The sequence below is a fragment of the Rhizobium sp. CIAT894 genome (genome assembly GCF_000172795.2).
Taxonomy (GTDB): Bacteria; Pseudomonadota; Alphaproteobacteria; order Rhizobiales; family Rhizobiaceae; genus Rhizobium.
The window spans coordinates 3,778,891-3,798,272 of record NZ_CP020947.1 but is presented as its reverse complement, the minus strand read 5'-3'; the positions used below and the strand labels follow the sequence as shown (position 1 = coordinate 3,798,272).

Here is a 19,382-nt window from a genome sequence, read left to right as displayed (position 1 = left end):
GAAGACGACGAGCTGTGCGGCGGCCGATATTTCGGCCGCCCGACCAAGTCCTAGCCGGCTGAGGCGCCGCCGACGCGGGCAAGGCCGTCGCGAGCCGGCTGGTATTTGGGATCGAGGCTGACGGCGTGGCGATAGGACCGAGCGGCCTTCGCCTTGTCGCCGCGGCGTTCGTAGACGAGCGCCTGATTGGCCCAGGATTCGGCGATGTTGCCGTTGAGCTCGATCGCATGGTTGAAATCGGCAAACGCATTGTCGTCGTCGTTCAGCGCGATATAGGATATGCCGCGGCCGTTATAGGGCTCTGCGGAATTCGGCGCGAGCGAGATCGCTTTCGAGAAATCGTCGATCGCCTTGTCCTGCTGATTGCGCTTCTGATAAATCAGGCCACGATTGTGATAGGCGCGGCCATCGGTGGTGCCGAGCTGGATCGCCTTGTCGAAGTCGTTGAAGGCCTGATCGTCCTGGCCGGCCATGCGATAGACATTGCCGCGGCCGATATAGGCGACGTCATAGCTCGGATTGATCTGCAGGGCGGCATTGTAGTCGCCGATCGCCTGGGCCTGCTGGCCCATGTTGCGGTAGACGAGGGCGCGGTTGGCGTAAGCCTGGAAGAAGCGCGGATTGATCTGCAGCGCCGTGTTGAAATCGTTCAGCGCCTTGCGGAATTCGCCGGCGCGGCCATAGGCGGAACCGCGGACATTGTAGCCCTCGGGGTCCTTGGGGTTGGCATTGATAACAGCCGTCAGCGACGCGATATTCTCTTCCGAGCCCTGCGCCTTGTCGATGCGGATAACGGCATCGGTGGTGGGGGTCGTCTCACAGCCTGCAAGGCCGAACATTGCCGCTAGCGCCAAAGCGGGCAGGAATGTGGTTTTCTGCAAGCGCCAAGGGCGGGACGGATTGAAGGTGATGACTGCCATTCGGGCTCGCTTTCCCCATGCGGCACATCCGGTATGCGGATATGCGATTTCAGCGGCAAACTAAAAAGGCGGCGGCGAACCTATCGCCCCCGCCACAATGCATCTGAAAACGTCAAAAAAACGACAGCAACGCTTAGCGTGCTGCGACCAGACCTTCGCGCTGGGCGCGCTTGCGGGCCAGCTTGCGAACGCGGCGAACAGCTTCAGCCTTTTCGCGAGCACGCTTCTGCGACGGCTTCTCGTAGTAGTCGCGCATCTTCATTTCGCGGAAAATGCCTTCGCGCTGCATCTTCTTCTTGAGAGCGCGGAGAGCCTGATCGACATTGTTATCGCGGACAAGTACCTGCACGAGAATCACGTTCCTTCGGTTGGTTGATGCCTGCGGCGGCGCGGCGCCAGGGGCAAAAATATAACGTTCGCGCGGCCGCAGCCTTGCGATTGGTGATGCCAGATAGCAGATCGGGTATGGGAAGTCCAGACGGATGTGGGAAGCGGGCGGAAAAATCACGCTTGCCCTTTCCGATCACGATCCGGCGACCTCGGGCGCGGCTTCGTCAAGCGCGGCAATCGCCTCCTTGAGGGCGCTCCTGACCCGGAGGCGATCGGCAGGCTCCAGCCGGCTCATATCCAGATGCAGGTCGAGACCCGCGAGGTGCTCGCTGAGGACGCGGCTCTTATGATCGGCACCGAGCGTCAGCCCATCCACCGCATAGGGCACGATCTCGCGCTGTATGCCCTTCATCGTGATCGGCGGCAGGGAATGGGCATCGACGATTTCATTCACCAGCGCGTAGGTTTCGTAGCTGATGACGATTTCACCGCCCTGGGCGATCGATTGCAGCCGGGCCGCAAGATTGGCCTCCGCCCCGATGATCGTATAGTCCATGCGGTCGTTGCTGCCGAAATTGCCGACGTTGCAATAGCCGCTGTTGATGCCCATGCGGACGACGAAAGGCTCTTCGGTGCCGTTTCTGCGCCATCTGTCCTTGAGTTCGCCGAGACGGCGCTGCATGTCGACGGCCATGCGAAGGCAGGCTTTCGCGTCCTCTTCCGGACCCCTGGTTTCCGGGTCGCCGAAAAAGACCAGCATCGCGTCGCCGATGAACTTGTCCACCGTGCCGCCATGGTCCAGAGCGATGTTCGACATCTCCGTCAGATATTCGTTGAGCATCTCCGTGAGGGCTTCCGGCTGCAGGCGCTCGGTCGTCGCGGTGAAATCCTTGATGTCGGAGAAGAAGATCGTCAGGCGCTTGCGTTCGGTATGGACGACGACGTCCTTCTGCCCGGAGAAGATGCTTTTATAGATCTGCGGCGAGAGATAACGCGAAATCTTCAGGGAAACGCTGGCGAGGAACTCGTTCGCCGTTTCCAGCTCGTGGTTGGCGCTGTGGATGGCGCGCGCCTGCTGGCGCTGGAGCAGAATGAAGCTGATGCCGATAACGGCGACGAACAGAAAATAGCAGAGCAGGTATTTGAAGGCGAAGACGTTGCCGGCGTAGGGCTGCCGGATGATGACCTCCTGAATGCCGCGCACGTCGCCCACCTTCCAATCGGTCTTCGGGCTTTCGGGATGGCTGTTGTGGCAGGCAACGCAGGCTTGGCCCATGACCACGGGGGTGATGAAGCGCAAAGTATCGGTCAATCCGACACGGGTGAGGTCGGTCAGCGTCTGCTGCGGATCGGCGCGCAAGGCGGCAAGCGCTTTCGTCTCGAATTGGTCGAGGTCGTGGGATGCGCGGCTCTTGAACGGCAGGTCGGAGACGAAACGGTAGGTGATATTAGCCTGCTGCTCCTTGATGACGTCGCCGAGCTCCAGGGAAAGTGTTGCCGGCAGCGGGATGGCGCCCGATATATTGGCGTAGTTGTGAGAGACGACGGTGCCTTCGGTCGCGCCGCCGCCATGGGCAGCCAGAACGCGGCCCACGACATTGGCGGAATAATAGGAGCGGATGCTTGAGATCAGCGAGCTCATGTCGCGGGCCTGATGCCGCAGGGTGTTGCCCGAGAGATCGCTGATATCGAGCCAGACGGCAAGCGGCAGCCCCGCGAGCATTGCCAGCACCACGACAATCAGCCAGTAGCCGCTCCGACGCGCGGCGGTTTCGGAAATCACGGGCGACCCTCATTCTTCTCTGGAAAGGCATTCGATTTTCGATCGCTACAAGAACATTTCGCCGCCTGCCCGGCAAGATCGAAGCCCTGCCATCCGCCCGGAACTGGAGGCGTGGCTGCATCGAAGGCGCTGCCGGGCGCCTGGCGGAAGGCGGAACGGGAGAAGCCGAAAAGACAGGCCGCGACTGATGGGGCGAATGGCGTTTGGCGCGAAAGCGGCGTAGCCTGTCTGCCGGCAGGGGACACCGGTGAGATCATGACGCGCGTGCAGCAAATCGGTGTCGTTATCGGCCTGGCGATCGTGGCTCTGCTCACGATCCTGCGGGCAGGCGATCCCGGGCTTTTCAAGCTGATCCGCGGCGTGACGTTCGATCAGTATCAGCGGCTGGTTCCGCGGACGTTCAAGCCGATGCCGGTCCGTGTCATCGACATCGATGAGGCCTCATTGCGCGAATTCGGCCAATGGCCTTGGCCGCGGGACAGGCTGGCTCTCCTGGTGGACCGGCTTTCGCAAATGGGTGCCGCGGCCATCGCCTTCGACGTTCTCTTCTCCGAGCCGGACCGGTTGTCGCCGCGCAATGTCGTGCGCGAGGCGGCCGGGATCGACCCTTCGTTGGCCGAAAAACTGCCCGACAATGACGAGATATTCGCCCGCTCGATCGCCGAAAAGCCCGTCGTGCTCGGCTTCGGCCTTTCCAACGAGGGCAATTACCGGCCGCCCGTCAAGGCGGGCTTTGCGTTCACGGGTGAAAGCCCCGTTTCGGCTCCGCCCTATATCGGCGCCTCGACGCCGCTGCGACCGCAACTGGAGGCAAATGCGGCGGGGCTCGGCCACATCAGCCTTAACCCCGGAAATCCTTCGCCGGTGGTGCGGGCGGTCCCGCTGTTCCTGACCGACGGGGAACAGCTCTACCCCAATCTCGCCGTCGAGGCGTTGCGTGTCGCACAGGGAGCCTCGACCTATGTGCTATCGGGCGCACCCGACCGCGCCGGAATCATGACATCGGCAAAAATCGGGGATTTCGTCGTGCCGCTGACGGCGGCGGGCGAACTCTGGCTCTATGTCACTCCCGATCGTGCCGATCGGTATATTTCCGCCCGGCAGGTGCTAGCGCCGGACGGCGCCTCCGCCGAGACGGCAGCCGCTATCGAGGGCAGTATCGTCTTCGTCGGCACGTCGGCGGCCGGCTTGCAGGACATCCGCGTCACCGCGCTTGGCGAGAACGTTCCCGGCGTTTCGCTGCATGCGCAAGCCGTCGAACAAATTCTTTCCGGCCAGTTCCTGTCCCGGCCCGACTGGGCGGATGGCCTCGAAATCCTTGTCATCGCGGTGCTCGGATGCCTGCTCGTCGTGGTGACGACCTTCGTCAGCCCCGCCGTCGCGCTGGTTTGCGGCCTGTTGATCACGGCAATGGCGCTGGTGGCGTCATGGCTTTCCTTTCTTTATGCCGGGCTTCTTCTCGATCCGCTGGCGCCGATCATCAGCGGATCGATCATCCACTTCGCCGCGACCTCGTTCAAGATCCTGGTGATCGACCGAGAGCGGCGCGAAGTGCGGCGCGCCTTCGGGCATTATCTTTCACCGTCGCTGCTCCACCGCATCGAACATAACCGCGATGCATTGCGTCTAGGTGGAGACGACCGCGAGCTGACGGTCATGTTCGTCGATGTCAGGAACTTCACCGAGATGAGCGAGAGGCTGGCGCCGACGGATGTCGTGGCCTTCCTGAATACGCTGCTCGATGCGCTGAGCCGTCATGTCGTGGCCAATGAAGGCACGCTCGACAAGTTCATCGGCGATTCGATCATGGCGTTCTGGAATGCGCCCGTCGATGTGGCGGATCACCAAACAAAGGCGGTTCGCACGGCACTTGCCATGCGTGAGACGCTTGCCGAACTGAACGCCGGCGACGCCTTCGGCTTCGGGCCCGATCAGGAAGTCGGGATCGGCATCGGCATCCATACCGGCCTTGCCTGCGTCGGCAATATGGGCGCCAAGACCCGCTTCAATTATTCGGCCGTCGGAGACGCGGTCAACGTCGCGGCCCGCATCGAATCGTCCTGCAAGGAGGTCGGCTTCGATATCCTCATTTCCGACAGCACGGCGCGGTCAGTGCAGGGAATGGCGCTGATCGAGGCCGGCGCCCTCCCTCTGAAGGGCAAGAGCAACCGGACACAGATCCTTGCCGTCGTCGGCGATGAACGGGTCGCGGCATCGCAGGAATTCGCCGCGCTCGAGGCCGTTCACAGGCAGTTGATGCAGGCCCTGCAATCGCATTCCAGGAACAGCCGGAAGCTCATGGGTACGGCCAAGCTGAGGGCAGTGCAGGTGACCGTCGGCCTGGCGGAATTCTATAAGCGCATATCCGGCAGGACGGATCATTTCCGCGACGTGCCCGAAAGGGCCGAAAAGAGCGCCGCAGACTGACGGGCTTCAGCGGCCGTGATGGAAGTTCCGGCCTCTGTCGTGGTTGCGATCGTTGTCATGATCACGATCGTGATCGCGGTGTCCATGATGGTCGCGGTCGTGGTCACGATGATCCTCGCCGTGATTTCCCGGCTTGCCGTCATCGTCATGCCGGCCATGGCCCTCGTGCTTGTCAGGCCTATCCGGTTTGTCATGATGCGGCCCGTCATGGTGTGGCCTGTCATGGTGTGGCTTTTCGGGCTTGTTCGGTCGCTCCTTTTGCGGCTCGACCTGTCTCTGTGGCGGATCCTGTCTTTGCGGGGCAGGCGCAACCGCCGGCGGAGGCCGCGTTCTGTCTTTTCGGTCCGGCGCAACGGAGGCCATATTGCAGCCGCCGAGCATGCCGATGCCGCCTGCAAGCCGCTGGTTGCCGGAGAGGAAGGGGAGCGCGCGGCGATTTCCGAGCGTATCGAGAACGCTGGGATCGACCCGGCGTGCTGCCGACATATTGCCGTTCGGCTTGGCCACCACGCAATCGCAGCGCTGCTGCAACTGGCGGCAGCCGCCCGGACCGCAAAACCGGGCCGCGCCGTTCAACAGGACAACGGCGGTCGTGCCATCCGGGCCGACATAGAAATCGAAAGCGGTGCCGCGCACGCCGATCGTGCCGGCGGGCGTCAGGATCTGGTAGGCCGAGGAGTTGGAATTGCCGCTCACCCAGCGGAAAGTTCCCTTCGCCGCTCTGATGGTGAGTTTCTTGACCGATTGTGAATCATCGAAGACATATTTGTCGATGACGACCGAGGAGCCCCAGCCGACCGCGAGTTTGGTGCCGTCGCGGAACAGGAACTGGCCGAGCCCGGATTGCGATGTCCGGATGCGCTCGTCGCGGTGCACGCTGGTGTTGACTTCGATTGGACCGTCTTGTCCGCTCACTTCTGTCTTGACAACGACAGCCTGGCCGACCGGCTCGGCGGCGGGCGCCGGCCCGGCGATGCAAAACGCAATGGCGAGCGCCTGCAGTAATGAACGCCGACCCCACATGATACACGAACCCCGGCAACGCCGCGAGAATTAACATTTTAGTAACTGCTTGTCTGCTCGCCCTCTTGGATTAAGGCCTGACGGCGTGAACTGCCCCCCGAAAGTTGGACATCAACCTTCGGGGGGCAGTTCACGCGGAAAGGCCGTTTTTTCGGCGTCATGTCGCTTAGTGTCAAAAGCAAAGCGCTCGGCTGTCGCAAAAGAGCCGTTGTGCCGCAATTGGATTTGCGATTTGTATGGGCACGGAGAACAGCCCTTTCCCGAAGGAGAAGAAGGCGGATGCGGAAATATTCGGTTTTTGCCGTGGCGAGGGAGGCCCTTCGGGGCCATAGGGGCTGGGAGAAGCAGTGGACTTCGCCGGAGCCGCGCGCCGAATATGATGTGGTCATCATCGGTGGCGGCGGCCACGGGCTGGGTGCCGCCTATTATCTCGCCAAGGAGCATGGCATCACCAATGTGGCGGTGATCGAGAAAGGCTGGCTCGGCGGCGGCAATACCGGCCGCAATACCACCATCATTCGTTCGAATTATCTCTACGAAGAGAGCATGCACATCTACGAGCATTCGATGAAGCTCTGGGAAGGGCTTTCTCAGGAGCTCAACTACAATGTGATGTATTCGCCGCGCGGCGTGATGATGCTCTCGCACAACATCCACGACCAGCAGTCCTTCAAGCGGCACATCCACGCCAACCGGCTCTACGGCATCGACAATGAATGGTTGACGCCGGAGCAGGCGAAGGCCTATTGCCCGCCGCTCGACATCTCGGCCAGCGCCCGCTATCCGATCAACGGTGCAGCACTGCAGCGCCGCGGCGGCACGGCGCGCCATGACGCGGTCGCCTGGGGTTATGCGCGTGCAGCCTCGGACCGCGGCGTCCACATCATCCAGAATTGCGAAGTGACCGGCATCCGCCGCGGCCCGGATGGACGGGTAACCGGGGTCGAGACCTCGCGTGGTTTCATCGGCGCCAAAAAGGTCGCCGTGTCCGCGGCAGGCCATACGACGACCATCATGAAGATGGCCGACGTGCGCGTGCCGCTGCAATCGAGCCCGCTGCAGGCGCTTGTCTCCGAGCCGCTGAAGCCGATCTTTCCGTGCGTCGTCATGTCGAACACCGTGCATGCCTATATCTCCCAGTCCGACAAGGGAGAGCTCGTCATCGGCGCCGGCACCGACCAGTATAATTCCTATTCCCAGACCGGCGGGCTGCAGATCATCACGCATACGCTCGACGCCATCTGCGAACTCTTCCCGATGTTCCGGCGCGTCAAGATGATGCGGCAATGGGGCGGCATCGTCGACAATACGCCGGACCGTTCGGCGATCCAGTCGAAGACGCCGGTTCCCGGACTCTACGTCAATTGCGGCTGGGGCACCGGCGGCTTCAAGGCAACGCCGGGCTCGGCCAATCTCTTCGCGCATCTGATTGCCCGCGACGAGCCGCACAAATTCAATGCCGGCCTGACGCTGGAGCGTTTCCGCAGCGGCCGGTTGATCGACGAGGCGGCGGCGGCGGCGGTGGCGCATTGATGATGAACGCTGTCCGGACGCTCGCTCCTTTCGTCGCTCACCCCCTCATCCGCCTTGCAGGCACCTTCTCCCGGTTGGGGAGAAGGGGAGGAGAAGGAAATCCTACATGCTGCTGATCCATTGCCCTTACTGCCAGGAAGAGCGCTCCGAGCTCGAATTCCGTGGCGCCGGTGACGCGCATATCGTGCGGCCCGCCGATATCGCCTCGGTCTCGGACGAGGAATTCGAAGAGTATTTCTTTCTGCGCGACAATCCGAAGGGTCTGATCTTCGAGCGCTGGCGGCATATTCACGGCTGCGGGCGTTTCTTCAACGCGGCGCGCGACACGGTGAGCGACAAGTTCATCATGACCTACAAGGCGGGTGAGCCGAAGCCGCGGATCGGTGCGGAAGCCGAGCAGCACGGGCCTGTCGAGACATATGAAGCCGTGGAAGGAGAGGCGCAATGAGCGGCGTGAACCGTATCGTCGGCAAGGGGCGCCTGACACCGGCCAGGACCGCGCGCTTCAGCTTCGACGGCCAGACCTATACGGCGCTCGAAGGCGACACCGTCGCTTCGGCGCTGATCGCCAACGGCGTGCACCTTGTCGGCCGTTCGTTCAAATATCACCGGGCCCGCGGCATTCTGTCGGCAGGCGCCGAGGAACCGAACGCGCTGATCGACGTCGCCCGTGATACGGCGCGCAAGCAGCCGAACGTGCGCGCTACGGTGCAGGAAGTTTTCGACGGCATGATCGTCAGCTCGCAGAATCGCTGGCCGTCACTGGCCTACGATGTCGGCGCGGTCAACAATCTGATGTCGCCCTTCTTCGCTGCCGGCTTCTACTACAAGACCTTCATGTGGCCGCGCGCCGCCTGGAAAACCATCTACGAACCGCTCATCCGTCGTGCCGCCGGTCTCGGTGTCGCGCCGACGGAGGAGGATCCGGATCATTATGCCAGCCGCTACGCCCATTGCGACGTGCTGGTGGTCGGCGCCGGTGTTGCCGGGCTGTCAGCGGCCCTGGCCGCAGCCCAGACCGGCGCGAAAGTGATCCTCTGCGACGAGCAGGCGGAAGCCGGCGGTGCGCTGCGCTACGATGCCGGCGTCACGATCGATGGCCAGAACGGTTATGCCTGGGCGCAGAAGACTGTGGCGCAGCTCAAGGCAATGGACAATGTCGAGGTGCTCACCCGCACCACCGCCTTCGGCTACTACAACCACAATTTCATCGGTCTCGCCGAGCGCGTCACCGATCATATCGCCAAACCGTCGAGCGATCTGCCGCGCGAGCGGCTGTGGCAGGTCCGGGCCAAGCGGGTGATCCTCGCCAACGGCGCGATCGAGCGGCATATGGTATTTCCGAACAACGACCGGCCCGGCATCATGCTGGCTTCGGCGGGGCGGATGTATCTCAATCATTATGGCGTTGCCGTCGGAAGCAATGTCGGCGTCTACACGGCGCACGATTCCGCCTATGAGGCGGCGTTCGATCTGAAGCGGGCAGGTGTTTCGATCGCTGCCATCGTCGATTGCAGGCAGGCGCCGGGAGCAGCGGTGCTGGAAGAGGCACGCGCGCTCGGCATCGATGTTCTCACAGGGCAGTCCGTCGTCAACACGGCGGGGCGGCTGCGCATCTCGTCGATCACGGTGGCGCGCAACGGCGGCGGTTCGCCGCGCAAGATTGCGGTCGACGCGCTGCTGGTTTCGGCCGGCTGGACGCCGTCCGTGCATCTGTTCTCGCAGTCGCGCGGCAAAGTGGCCTTCGATGCAGAAAGCCAACGTTTCCTGCCCGGCAACTATGCGCAGGACTGCCTTTCCGTCGGCGCCTGCAACGGCACCGACGACCTGCAGCGGACGATCGAGGAATCGCTTGCCGCCGGCGAACTGATGGCGCAGGCCACCGGCAATAGCGGCGGCGAGAAGATCGCGATTTCGGCTGAGCAGGCCTATGAGTGGACGGGTGGCATGATAGGCGCTGCCGAAGGTGCGGGTCCGAAGACCAACGCCAAGGCCTTCATCGACTTTCAGCACGATGTCTGCGCCAAGGATATCCGCCTTGCCGTGCGCGAAGGCATGCATTCGATCGAGCACATCAAGCGCTTCACGACCAACGGCATGGCCTCGGACCAGGGCAAGCTCTCCAATATGCATGGCCTGGCGATTGCCGCCGAAATGCTCGGCAAGGAAATCCCGCAGGTCGGGCTCACCACCTTCCGTGCGCCCTATACGCCTGTTACCTACGGCACGCTGATCGGCCATTCGCGCGGCGAGCTGTTCGATCCGACGCGCAAGACGCCGCTGCACGCCTGGGAAGAAGCACATGGTGCGGTCTTCGAGGATGTGGGCAACTGGAAGCGCGCCTGGTTCTATCCGCGCGCCGGCGAGAACATGCATCAGGCCGTTGCCCGCGAATGCCGGACAGCACGCGAGTCGGCAGGCATCTTCGACGCCTCGACACTCGGCAAGATCGAGGTGGTGGGGCCGGATGCGGCCGAATTCCTCAACCTGATCTACACCAATGCCTGGGACACGCTGAAGCCCGGCAAGGCCCGCTACGGCATCATGACCCGCGAAGACGGTTTCGTTTACGACGACGGCGTCGTCGGGCGACTGGCGGACGACCGTTTCCATGTGACGACGACGACGGGTGGCGCGCCGCGCGTGCTGCACCATATGGAAGATTACCTGCAGACCGAATTCCCGCACATGAAGGTGTGGCTGACCTCCGTCACCGAACAATGGGCAGTGATCGCGGTGCAGGGGCCGAAGGCGCGCGAGATCGTCGAGCCTCTCGTCGAGGGGCTGGACCTTTCGAACGAGGCCTTCCCGCATATGAGCGTTGCCGAGTGCACGGTCTGCGGCGTGCCGGCGCGGCTCTTCCGCGTCTCCTTCACCGGCGAAATTGGCTTCGAAATCAATGTACCGGCCGATTACGGCCAGTCGGTGCTCGAAGCGATCTGGGCCAATGCCGAGCCGCTCGGCGCCTGCGTTTACGGCACGGAGACGATGCACGTCCTTCGCGCCGAGAAGGGTTACATCATCGTCGGACAGGATACCGATGGGACCGTGACCCCTGATGACGCCGGGCTTTCCTGGGCGGTTTCGAAGAAGAAGAAGGATTTCGTCGGCATCCGCGGCCTGAGGCGGCCTGATCTCGTCAAGGACGGGCGCAAGCAGCTTGTCGGTCTCGCCACCAAGGATCCGAAACAGGTGCTCGAAGAAGGCGCGCAGATCGTTGCGAACCCGAACGAGCCGAAGCCGATGACCATGCTCGGCCACGTCACATCGGCCTATTGGTCGGAAAACTGCGGCAGGTCGATCGCCTTCGCGCTGGTCGCCGGCGGCCGGGCGCGGATGGGCGATACACTTTATGTGCCGATGCCGGACCGGACGATCGCCGTTGAGGTGACGGATCTGGTATTCTTTGACAAGGAAGGGGGCCGCATCCATGGCTGACGTCGCAATTCGCAAGCCGGTGCTTGCCGGCCGTCTCGGCGGCTCCGCAACGGTACGCCTGACGATCGCACCGGTCGCAAGCAGGGTAGCGTTGCGCGCGCCGGCGGAATCGCTGGCAGCGCTGTCCGCCGCTCTCGGTCTGTCCGTGCCGACCACCCCGAAGACATCCAGCCGGGCCGGTGCGCGATCGGTGCTCTGGATCGGACCGGACGAATGGCTTGTCATCGACGAGGCCGGCGCGGATCTGATGGCCGTTCTTTCCGGCGTCGGCGCCGTGCACTCGGCGACCGACGTTTCTCACCGCAATGTCGCGATCATCGTCTCGGGACCGGGCGCGGAAACGACAATTTCCGCCGGCTGCCCGCAGGATCTGTCGCTTTCTTCGTTCCCGGTCGGGGCTGCATCGCGCACGATCTTCGGCAAGGCGGAGATCGTGATTCTCCGCACGGATGAAGAGACGTTCCGGGTGGAGTGCTGGCGGTCGTTTTCGGATTTCGTCTTCGGGCTGCTGAACGAGGCGGCTCACGACGCCGGGCATTGAGGCTGGGTCATCCTGAGCGGTTGTTGAGGGATAGCTAACCCGGAAAGGCTCCAAATGCTGCACCATGCTTCTCTCGGCGTTTCCGATATCGAGCGGTCGGCGGCATTTTACGATGCCGCCCTTGGCGCGCTCGGTTATGTCAGGGTCTGGGATGACATCAGGCCGGGGCAGACGGAACAGGCGGTCGGCTACGGCCTTGCCGGCGGCGGAGACAAGCTGGCGATCAAACATCGGCCGGATGGCCAGCGCCCGGCCGGCCCGGGTTTTCATCTGGCCTTTGCCGCGCCGAGCCGACAGGCGGTCGATCAGTTCCATGCCGCGGCAATCGCACATGGCGGCGATGACAATGGTGGTCCAGGCTTACGCCCTCACTACGGCGAACACTATTATGCGGCGTTCGTGATGGATCCGGACGGGCACGCACTCGAAGCCGTCTGCAAGTCGGTCGAGTAGCAAGCGGCGTTTTGCTCAAACGTCCTCGGGACGATCCTTCGGGTCGAATTGGATGATGGTGATCCATCTTGCCGTCAGCGCCGGCTTCTTCTCGTTTTCGATCTCGATCGAAGCGTCATAGGTGGTCATCAGCATGCCGCCGCCGCGAAAGCGGGCGTCGGCGAGCAGGAAGCGGCCGCGGACGCGGGCGCCGCTCTTGACCGGCGTCATGAAGCGGACGCGATCGAAGCCGTAATTGATGCCCATGGTCTGCTCACGCACTCTGGGCAGGCAGTTGTAGTTCATCGCCGACAGCAGAGACAGCGTCAGGAAGCCATGGGCGATGGTGCCGCCGAAGGGGCTCTCGACCGCGGCGCGCTCGGGATCGACATGAATGAACTGATGGTCGCCGGTCGCCGACGCGAAAGCGTCGATCATCGTCTGGTCGACGGTGATCCAGTCCGAAAGGCCTGTTTCCATACCAATCAGTCCCCGCACGTCGGAGAGTGAAATTTCCGTGACCATGAATTCCTCGTGAAATAGGCCGCCGGCCAAAGCCTTATCGTGCATTTATGACGATTGCGACAAGGATTTGCGGGAGGAGGGGGAGGCGGTCATTTTTCTGCAAAAAAGGCGACGGAGCGTGGCTCGACGGTTACGCGGGCGCCGGCTTTTTTCGCCCCCTCCGGCGTCAGTTGGCGCCAGCCCGGTTCGCCCTCGCAAGGCAGCGTAAAGAGCTGACGGCTCTCCGAGCGATTGAAGAGCACGGCAAGCCGGGTCTGCCTGCCGCGCAGCGAGCTGTCACCAGTCGCAAGCAGCATGCCGAGGGTGGAGAGCGACGGCGTCTCCCATTCGGCAACAGTCATCGGTTCGCCCGAAAGCGAGATCCATTCGACATCGCCGTTGCCGGACAGGAAACCCGTTTCGGAAAAGACCGTGAAGCGGCGGCGCAGTCCTGCGACGAAGGCGGTATGGGCGACAAGATCCTCGTCCAATGCCTTCCAATCCAGCCAGGTGATCTCGTTGTCCTGGCAATAGGCGTTGTTGTTGCCGTGCTGGCTGCGGCCGCCCTCGTCGCCTGCCGTCAGCATGATGCTGCCGCGGGTGGCAAAGAGCGTCGATATCAGCGCCATCACATCGTCCCGGCGGCGCTTGCGGATCGAGGGATAGACGGTTTCCCCCTCGACGCCATTGTTCCAGGAATGGTTCTCGTTGTGGCCGTCACGATTGTGCTCGCCATTGGCGTCATTGTGCTTGCCGGCGTAGGAGACGAGATCGGTCAGCGTGAAGCCGTCATGGGCGGCAAGGAAATTGACGCTGCGCGTCTCTGTGCCCCCGCTGCGGGAGAAGATGTCGGAGGAGCCCGCAAGTGCGGTTGCGAGCGAACCGGTCTTCCAGTCGTCGCCGCGCCAGTAGCAACGGAGATCGTCGCGAACCCGGTCGTTCCATTCCAGGAAGGGGCTGGGGAAATTGCCGAGCTGATAACCGCCCGGACCGATATCCCAGGGTTCGGCGATCATGATCCGGTCGGCAAGCATATCGTCGGAAAGGATCGCGGCAAGCGTCCCGCCGTCGCGCTCGAAGCCTGTCGCGGTGCGGCCGAGCACGGGGGCAAGATCGAAGCGAAAACCGTCGACGCCGGCGTTCAGCACGAAATGGCGCAGGCTGTCGATGACGAGACGTCGGACCTGAGGATGATCGCAGGCGAGCGTGTTGCCGGTGCCGGTGTCGTTGACCAGTTCGCCCGGCCCATTCTGAGCGTGGCGGTAATAATGCAGGTTGTCGAGGCCGCGCAGCGACAGTGTCGTCCCGTAACGGTCGCTCTCGCCGGTATGGTTGAAGACCAGGTCGAGGATGACGGCGATGCCTTCGGCATGGAGGGCTGCGACCGTCTCGCGCAATTCCCTAATGCCGCCGGGGACGATCCGGGGATCGAGCGCCATGAAGGCGACGGGATTGTAGCCCCAGCCGTTGGTGAGGCCGAGCGGCGGCAGATGGCGTTCGTCGATCCAGGCGGTGATCGGCATCAGTTCGACGGCATCGACACCGATCCGCTTCAGATGCGCGATGACGGAGGGATGGGCAAGGGCTGCGACCGTGCCGCGCTCAGCCTCCGGCACATCGGGATGGAGCATGGTGAAGGGCCGCACCGCCACTTCATAAATAAAGCAGCCGGGTTTGAAGAGCGGCTTGCCGATTGCGGCTGGGCTATCGGTGGTGACGATCGCCTTCGGCATCAGATCCTGGCTATCCTCGCCATAGATGCCGAGGCGGGGATCGTAGCGGAACGGCCGGTCGATCTCCTTGGCGTAGGGGTCGATCAGCAGCTTGGAGGGATCGAACCAGAGGCCGTTGTCAGGCGCGTAAATCCCGTCGGCGCGATAGCCGTAGCGAGCCCCCTGTTTCAGTCCGTCGACGAAGAGACGATGGGTGTGGTTGCTGTCGCGCGCCATCGGCAGGCGCGCGAATTCCCTGTTGCCGTGATCATCGAAGAGGCAGAGCTCAATCTGTGCGGCATCATGCGACCACACCGCAAATTCGACGCCGGTCTCGAAGACGATCGCGCCGCCTTGCGCCGAACTCTTTCCCCGCATAGTCCCCCCGGATCAGGTGATCACGGTTGGCGTATCGCGTCCCGTGCGTTCCCGAATGCTGGCAATGCTTTCGGCGGCCGCGATCAAATCCGCGAGCGCTTCCTGCGTTTCGATGTTGTGGCGAGTCGAGTCCGGCTCGTAGCGTTCGATATAGACGCGCAAGGTTGCGCCAGACGTGCCGGTACCGGACAGGCGGAAGACGACGCGGGAGCCGCCTTCGAAGAGGATGCGGATGCCCTGATGCTCGCTCACCGATTTGTCGATCGGATCGTGATAAGCGAAGTCGTCGGCCTTTTCGACCTTCAGGCTGCCGAAGCTCTTGCCGGGCAGGCTGGAAAGCTGGCTGCGAAGATTGTCCACCAGGCCGTTCGCCGCATCGGTGTCGAGGCCTTCGTAATCGTGGCGCGAATAATAGTTGCGGCCATAGGTCTGCCAGTGCTGGGTGACGATATCGACGACGCTCTCGCCGCGCACGGCAAGAATGTTGAGCCACAGCAGCACCGCCCAGAGGCCGTCCTTTTCGCGGACGTGACTGGAGCCGGTGCCGGAGCTTTCTTCGCCGCAGATCGTCGCCATGCCGGCGTCGAGCAGGTTGCCGAAGAATTTCCAGCCGGTCGGCGTCTCGTACATGCCGATGCCGCGCTTTTCGGCGACGCGGTCGGCTGCCCCCGATGTCGGCATCGAACGGGCAATGCCGGCGAGACCACCGGAATAGCCGGGGGCGAGATTGGCGTTGGCGGCGAGGATCGCCAGACTGTCGGAGGGGGTGACGAAAATGTCGCGGCCGATGATCAGGTTGCGGTCGCCGTCGCCGTCGGAAGCGGCGCCGAAATCGGGCGCGTCATCGCCCATCATCTCATCGAAGAGTTCCTTGCAGTGAACCGGGTTCGGATCGGGATGATGCCCGCCGAAATCGGGCAGCGGCATGAAGTTGCGCACCGAGCCCAAGGGAGCGCCGAGACGATTTTCGAAGATTTCCTTGGCATAGGGACCGGTGACGGCGCTCATCCCGTCGAAAGCGATGCGGAAGCCGAGGCTGATCAGATTGCGGATGGCGCCGAAATCGAACAGTTCCTCCATCAGTGCGGCATAGTCCTCGACCGGGTCGATGACCGAGAGGATCATGCCGCCGGGAAGCTCGTCCTTGCCGATGCGGTCGAGATTGACGTCGGCGAAATCGGCGATCTTATAGCTGTCGATCGTCTTCGAGCGCGCATAGATCGCGTCGGTGATCTTCTCCGGGGCCGGGCCGCCATTGTTGATGTTGTATTTGATGCCGAAATCTTCGGTGGGGCCGCCGGGATTATGGCTGGCCGATAGAATGATGCCGCCGAAAGCCTTGTATTTGCGGATGATGTGCGAGGCGGCCGGCGTCGACAGGATACCGCCCTTGCCGACCATGACCTTGCCGAAGCCGTTGGCGGCGGCCATCTTGATCGCCTTCTGGATAACCTCGCGATTGTAGTAGCGTCCGTCGCCGCCGATGACGAGGCACTTGCCCTGATAACCTTCCAGCGAATCGAAGATCGACTGGATGAAATTCTCCGCATAATTCGGCTGCTGGAAGACCGGAACCTTCTTGCGCAGTCCCGACGTGCCGGGTTTCTGGTCCAGATAGGGCGTGGTGGGTACGGACTTGTTCATTTTAGTTCACATGCCTTTCGAGACGAGGCTTGAATAGAGGGCAGCGTAGCGTTCGGCGCTCTTCTCCCAGGAGACATCCGATTTCATGCCTTGCTTTTGCAATTGGGTCCAGAGTTTTCGGTCCGCGTAAAAATGCATCGCACGGCGGATTGCCTGTAGCATGCCGGTTTCCGTCACGGGTGAGAATTGTATGCCGGTTGCCACTTTCGCCGCAAGTGCGGCATGATTGGCGTCGATCACCGTGTCGTTCAGCCCGCCGGTGCGGGCGACGATCGGCACACAGCCGTAACGCAGGCCGTAAAGCTGGGTCAGGCCGCAGGGTTCGAAGCGCGAGGGGATGATAATCGCGTCGCAGCCGGCCTGCATCAGATGCGACATCGGTTCGTTATAGCCGATCGAGACGCCGATACGGCCGGGATGGCGGCTGGCGGAGGCAAGCAGGGCGCCTTCGAGCGCCGCTTCGCCGGAGCCGAGCACGACGAGTTTGCCGCCCATGGCGACGATTTCGTCGGCGACGTTGGCGACGATATCCATGCCCTTCTGCCAGGTGAGACGGCTGATGACGCAGAAGATCGGGGCGTCGTCATTGTCGAGACGGAAGAATTCGGCAATCGAGCGCCGGTTCTCCTCACGGTTCTTCAGCGTCGTCGGGCCATAATGGGTGTGGACGACAGGATCGGTCGCCGGGTTCCAGATATCGGTGTCGATGCCGTTGACGATGCCGTGAAGATCATCGATGCGGCTGGCGATGACACCGTCGAGCCCCATGCCGAACTCCGGCGTCAGGATCTCGTCGGCATAGGTGGGGCTCACCGTGGTGATTGCGTGGGCGGTCTTCAGGCCGCCCTTGAGGAAGCCGACAGTGCCGTAATATTCGATGCTTTCGGTGGCGAAGGCATGAGCGGGCAGCCGCAGGCCGGGAAAGATCTCCGAACCGAACTGGCCCTGGAAAGCGATGTTGTGGATGGTCAGCACGCTCGGCAGTTCCGGCGTCGGATAGTAACGCATATAGACCGAGGTCAGCGCCGCCTGCCAGTCGTGGGTGTGGACGAGATCCGGCCGCCAGCCGGGCAGCAGCCCGGCAGCGATCTCGGAGGCGGCGAGCGACAGAGCGGCGAAACGCCGCCAGTTGTCGGGATAATCCTTGCCGAGCGGATCGAGATAGGGGCCGCCCGGCCTGTCGTAATAGGCCGGCGCATCGAGGACGAGCAGATCGAGGCCCTCGTGCTCAACCTCCAGCACGGTTGCCTTCTCGCCGAGCAGGTCGGGGAATTCCAGCCTGACGACGGGGTCGCGAATGACCTTCATGACGGCGGGATAGCCGGGCAGGAGGGTCTTGGTTTCGACCCCGAAGGCTTTCAGAGCAATCGGCAGGGCGCCTGACACATCGGCCAGGCCCCCTGTCTTGATCAAAGGGAAGACTTCGGACGAAACCGAAAGAACTTTCATAAGTCAGATATCCAGCTTGTCGATCATCGGTTGGGTGATCAGGCAGATGCCGCTTTCCGTCCGCCGGAAGCGTTTGGCGTCGAGTTCGGCATCCTCGCCGACAACAAGGCCTTCCGGAATGACGACGCCATGGTCGATCACCACATTCTTGAGCTGCGCACGCCGCCCGATCTTCACGTTCGGCAGGATGACCGCGCCTTCCAATTTGGAGAAAGAGTTGGCCCTGACACCGGTAAAGAGCAGGCTGTTGTTGAGGCTGGCGCCCGAGATGATGCAGTCGCCCGACACGACGGAGGAGGTGGCCGAGCCGCGGCGATCCTCGTCGTCATGGACGAATTTCGCCGGTGGGGTGATCTCTGCATAGGTCCAGATCGGCCAGGATTTGTCGTAGATGTCGAGCTCCGGCACGATTGCCGTCAGGTCGATATTGGCCTGCCAATAGGCGTCGATCGTGCCGACGTCGCGCCAGTAGGGTTCGTGCTCGAAATCGGAACGGACGCAGGACTTGGCGAAGCGGTGGGCGACCGCCTTACCGTGCTGGACGATATAGGGGATGATGTCCTTGCCGAAGTCGCGGCTCGAGCTCGGGTCGGCGGCGTCGCGGCGCAGCGCGTCGAGCAGGAATTTGGTGTGGAAGACGTAGATGCCCATCGAGGCGAGGGCAAAATCCGGCTTGTCGGGAATGGGCGGCGGATCGGCCGGCTTCTCGACGAAGGCGATGATCTCGTCCTTGTCGTTGACATGCATGACGCCGAAGCCTGTCGCCTCCATGCGCGGCACTTCCAGGCAGCCGATAGTGACGTCGGCGCCGGAATCGACGTGCTGCTGCAGCATCCATTCATAGTCCATCTTGTAGACGTGGTCGCCGGCGAGAATGACCATGTATTCGACACCGTAATCCTCGATGATGTCGATGTTCTGATAGACGGCGTCGGCGGTGCCTTCATACCATTGCGTCTCGGAGACACGTTGGCTGGCCGGCAGGATGTCGAAGCTCTCGTTGCGCTCGGGGCGGAAGAAGTTCCAGCCGCGCTGCATGTGGCGGATCAGCGAATGCGCCTTGTATTGCGTGGCAACGCCGATGCGGCGAATGCCGGAGTTCAGGGCGTTCGACAGGGCGAAATCGATGATGCGGGCCTTGCCGCCGAAATAGACGGCGGGCTTTGCACGCCGGTCGGTGAGTTCCTTGAGACGGCTCCCCCTGCCGCCCGCCAGAACATATGCCATTGCATCGCGGGCAAGTGGCTGAACGCGCTTTTCTACCATTT

The 19,382-nt window shown here is 62.6% G+C and carries 15 protein-coding genes; 6 read left to right on the top strand and 9 right to left on the bottom strand.

The genetic code is table 11. The annotated features are described in order from the left end of the window. Positions 1-50: 50 nt before the first annotated feature. From RHEC894_RS18675 to RHEC894_RS18665, 3 genes are all read right to left on the bottom strand, one after another. On the bottom strand, positions 51-920 hold the full coding sequence (locus tag RHEC894_RS18675) for a tetratricopeptide repeat protein (RefSeq protein ID WP_085738389.1): 870 nt from the start codon (positions 918-920) through the stop codon (positions 51-53). Positions 921-1,053: 133 nt separating this feature from the next. After that, a complete protein-coding gene (rpsU, locus tag RHEC894_RS18670; RefSeq protein WP_003542939.1) occupies positions 1,054-1,269 on the bottom strand; it encodes a 30S ribosomal protein S21 in 216 nt (71 codons plus the stop codon). Between the two features lie 174 nt (positions 1,270-1,443). Then, the gene (locus RHEC894_RS18665; protein WP_245339525.1) at positions 1,444-2,973 is read right to left on the bottom strand and encodes an adenylate/guanylate cyclase domain-containing protein; all 1,530 of its coding nucleotides are present in this window, start codon (positions 2,971-2,973) and stop codon (positions 1,444-1,446) included. A gap of 315 nt (positions 2,974-3,288) precedes the next feature. Here RHEC894_RS18665 and RHEC894_RS18660 point away from each other — a divergent pair, with 315 nt between their 5' ends. Further along, positions 3,289-5,460 (top strand): adenylate/guanylate cyclase domain-containing protein, encoded by a 2,172-nt coding sequence (locus tag RHEC894_RS18660; protein WP_085739050.1) that lies wholly within the window; start codon positions 3,289-3,291, stop codon positions 5,458-5,460. A 6-nt stretch (positions 5,461-5,466) separates the two neighbouring features. Here RHEC894_RS18660 and RHEC894_RS18655 read toward each other — a convergent pair whose 3' ends face one another. Beyond that, positions 5,467-6,483, bottom strand: a complete 1,017-nt coding sequence (locus RHEC894_RS18655) for a FecR domain-containing protein (protein ID WP_085738387.1) — start codon at positions 6,481-6,483, stop codon at positions 5,467-5,469. A gap of 279 nt (positions 6,484-6,762) precedes the next feature. Here RHEC894_RS18655 and RHEC894_RS18650 point away from each other — a divergent pair, with 279 nt between their 5' ends. The 5 genes from RHEC894_RS18650 to RHEC894_RS18630 all read left to right on the top strand — a co-directional run bounded on the left by RHEC894_RS18650 (position 6,763) and on the right by RHEC894_RS18630 (position 12,448). Beyond that, positions 6,763-8,016, top strand: coding sequence for a sarcosine oxidase subunit beta family protein (locus RHEC894_RS18650; RefSeq protein ID WP_085738386.1), 1,254 nt, complete (start codon positions 6,763-6,765; stop codon positions 8,014-8,016). Between the two features lie 106 nt (positions 8,017-8,122). After that, positions 8,123-8,464: a sarcosine oxidase subunit delta gene (locus RHEC894_RS18645; RefSeq protein ID WP_085738385.1), complete on the top strand. Its 342-nt coding sequence runs from the start codon at positions 8,123-8,125 to the stop codon at positions 8,462-8,464. Further along, on the top strand, positions 8,461-11,454 hold the full coding sequence (locus tag RHEC894_RS18640; protein ID WP_085738384.1) for a sarcosine oxidase subunit alpha: 2,994 nt from the start codon (positions 8,461-8,463) through the stop codon (positions 11,452-11,454). The genes RHEC894_RS18645 and RHEC894_RS18640 overlap by 4 nt, the downstream gene beginning before the upstream one ends. Continuing rightward, the gene (locus RHEC894_RS18635; RefSeq protein ID WP_085738383.1) at positions 11,447-11,995 is read left to right on the top strand and encodes a sarcosine oxidase subunit gamma; all 549 of its coding nucleotides are present in this window, start codon (positions 11,447-11,449) and stop codon (positions 11,993-11,995) included. Before RHEC894_RS18640 ends, RHEC894_RS18635 begins: the two co-directional genes overlap by 8 nt. Before the next feature lie 54 nt (positions 11,996-12,049). Continuing rightward, positions 12,050-12,448, top strand: a complete 399-nt coding sequence (locus RHEC894_RS18630) for a VOC family protein (RefSeq protein WP_085738382.1) — start codon at positions 12,050-12,052, stop codon at positions 12,446-12,448. Between the two features lie 15 nt (positions 12,449-12,463). Here RHEC894_RS18630 and RHEC894_RS18625 read toward each other — a convergent pair whose 3' ends face one another. From RHEC894_RS18625 to glgC, 5 genes are all read right to left on the bottom strand, one after another. Further along, a complete protein-coding gene (locus tag RHEC894_RS18625) occupies positions 12,464-12,952 on the bottom strand; it encodes a MaoC family dehydratase (protein WP_085739049.1) in 489 nt (162 codons plus the stop codon). A gap of 89 nt (positions 12,953-13,041) precedes the next feature. Beyond that, positions 13,042-15,021, bottom strand: a complete 1,980-nt coding sequence (glgX, locus tag RHEC894_RS18620; protein WP_085738381.1) for a glycogen debranching protein GlgX — start codon at positions 15,019-15,021, stop codon at positions 13,042-13,044. 12 nt (positions 15,022-15,033) lie between these two features. Continuing rightward, entirely contained in the window at positions 15,034-16,665 is a 1,632-nt protein-coding gene (locus RHEC894_RS18615; RefSeq protein WP_085738380.1) for an alpha-D-glucose phosphate-specific phosphoglucomutase, read from the bottom strand. Between the two features lie 6 nt (positions 16,666-16,671). Next, positions 16,672-18,114, bottom strand: coding sequence for a glycogen synthase GlgA (glgA, locus tag RHEC894_RS18610; RefSeq protein ID WP_085738379.1), 1,443 nt, complete (start codon positions 18,112-18,114; stop codon positions 16,672-16,674). Between the two features lie 3 nt (positions 18,115-18,117). After that, a complete protein-coding gene (glgC, locus tag RHEC894_RS18605) occupies positions 18,118-19,380 on the bottom strand; it encodes a glucose-1-phosphate adenylyltransferase (protein ID WP_085738378.1) in 1,263 nt (420 codons plus the stop codon). Between the last annotated feature and the right edge of the window lie 2 nt (positions 19,381-19,382).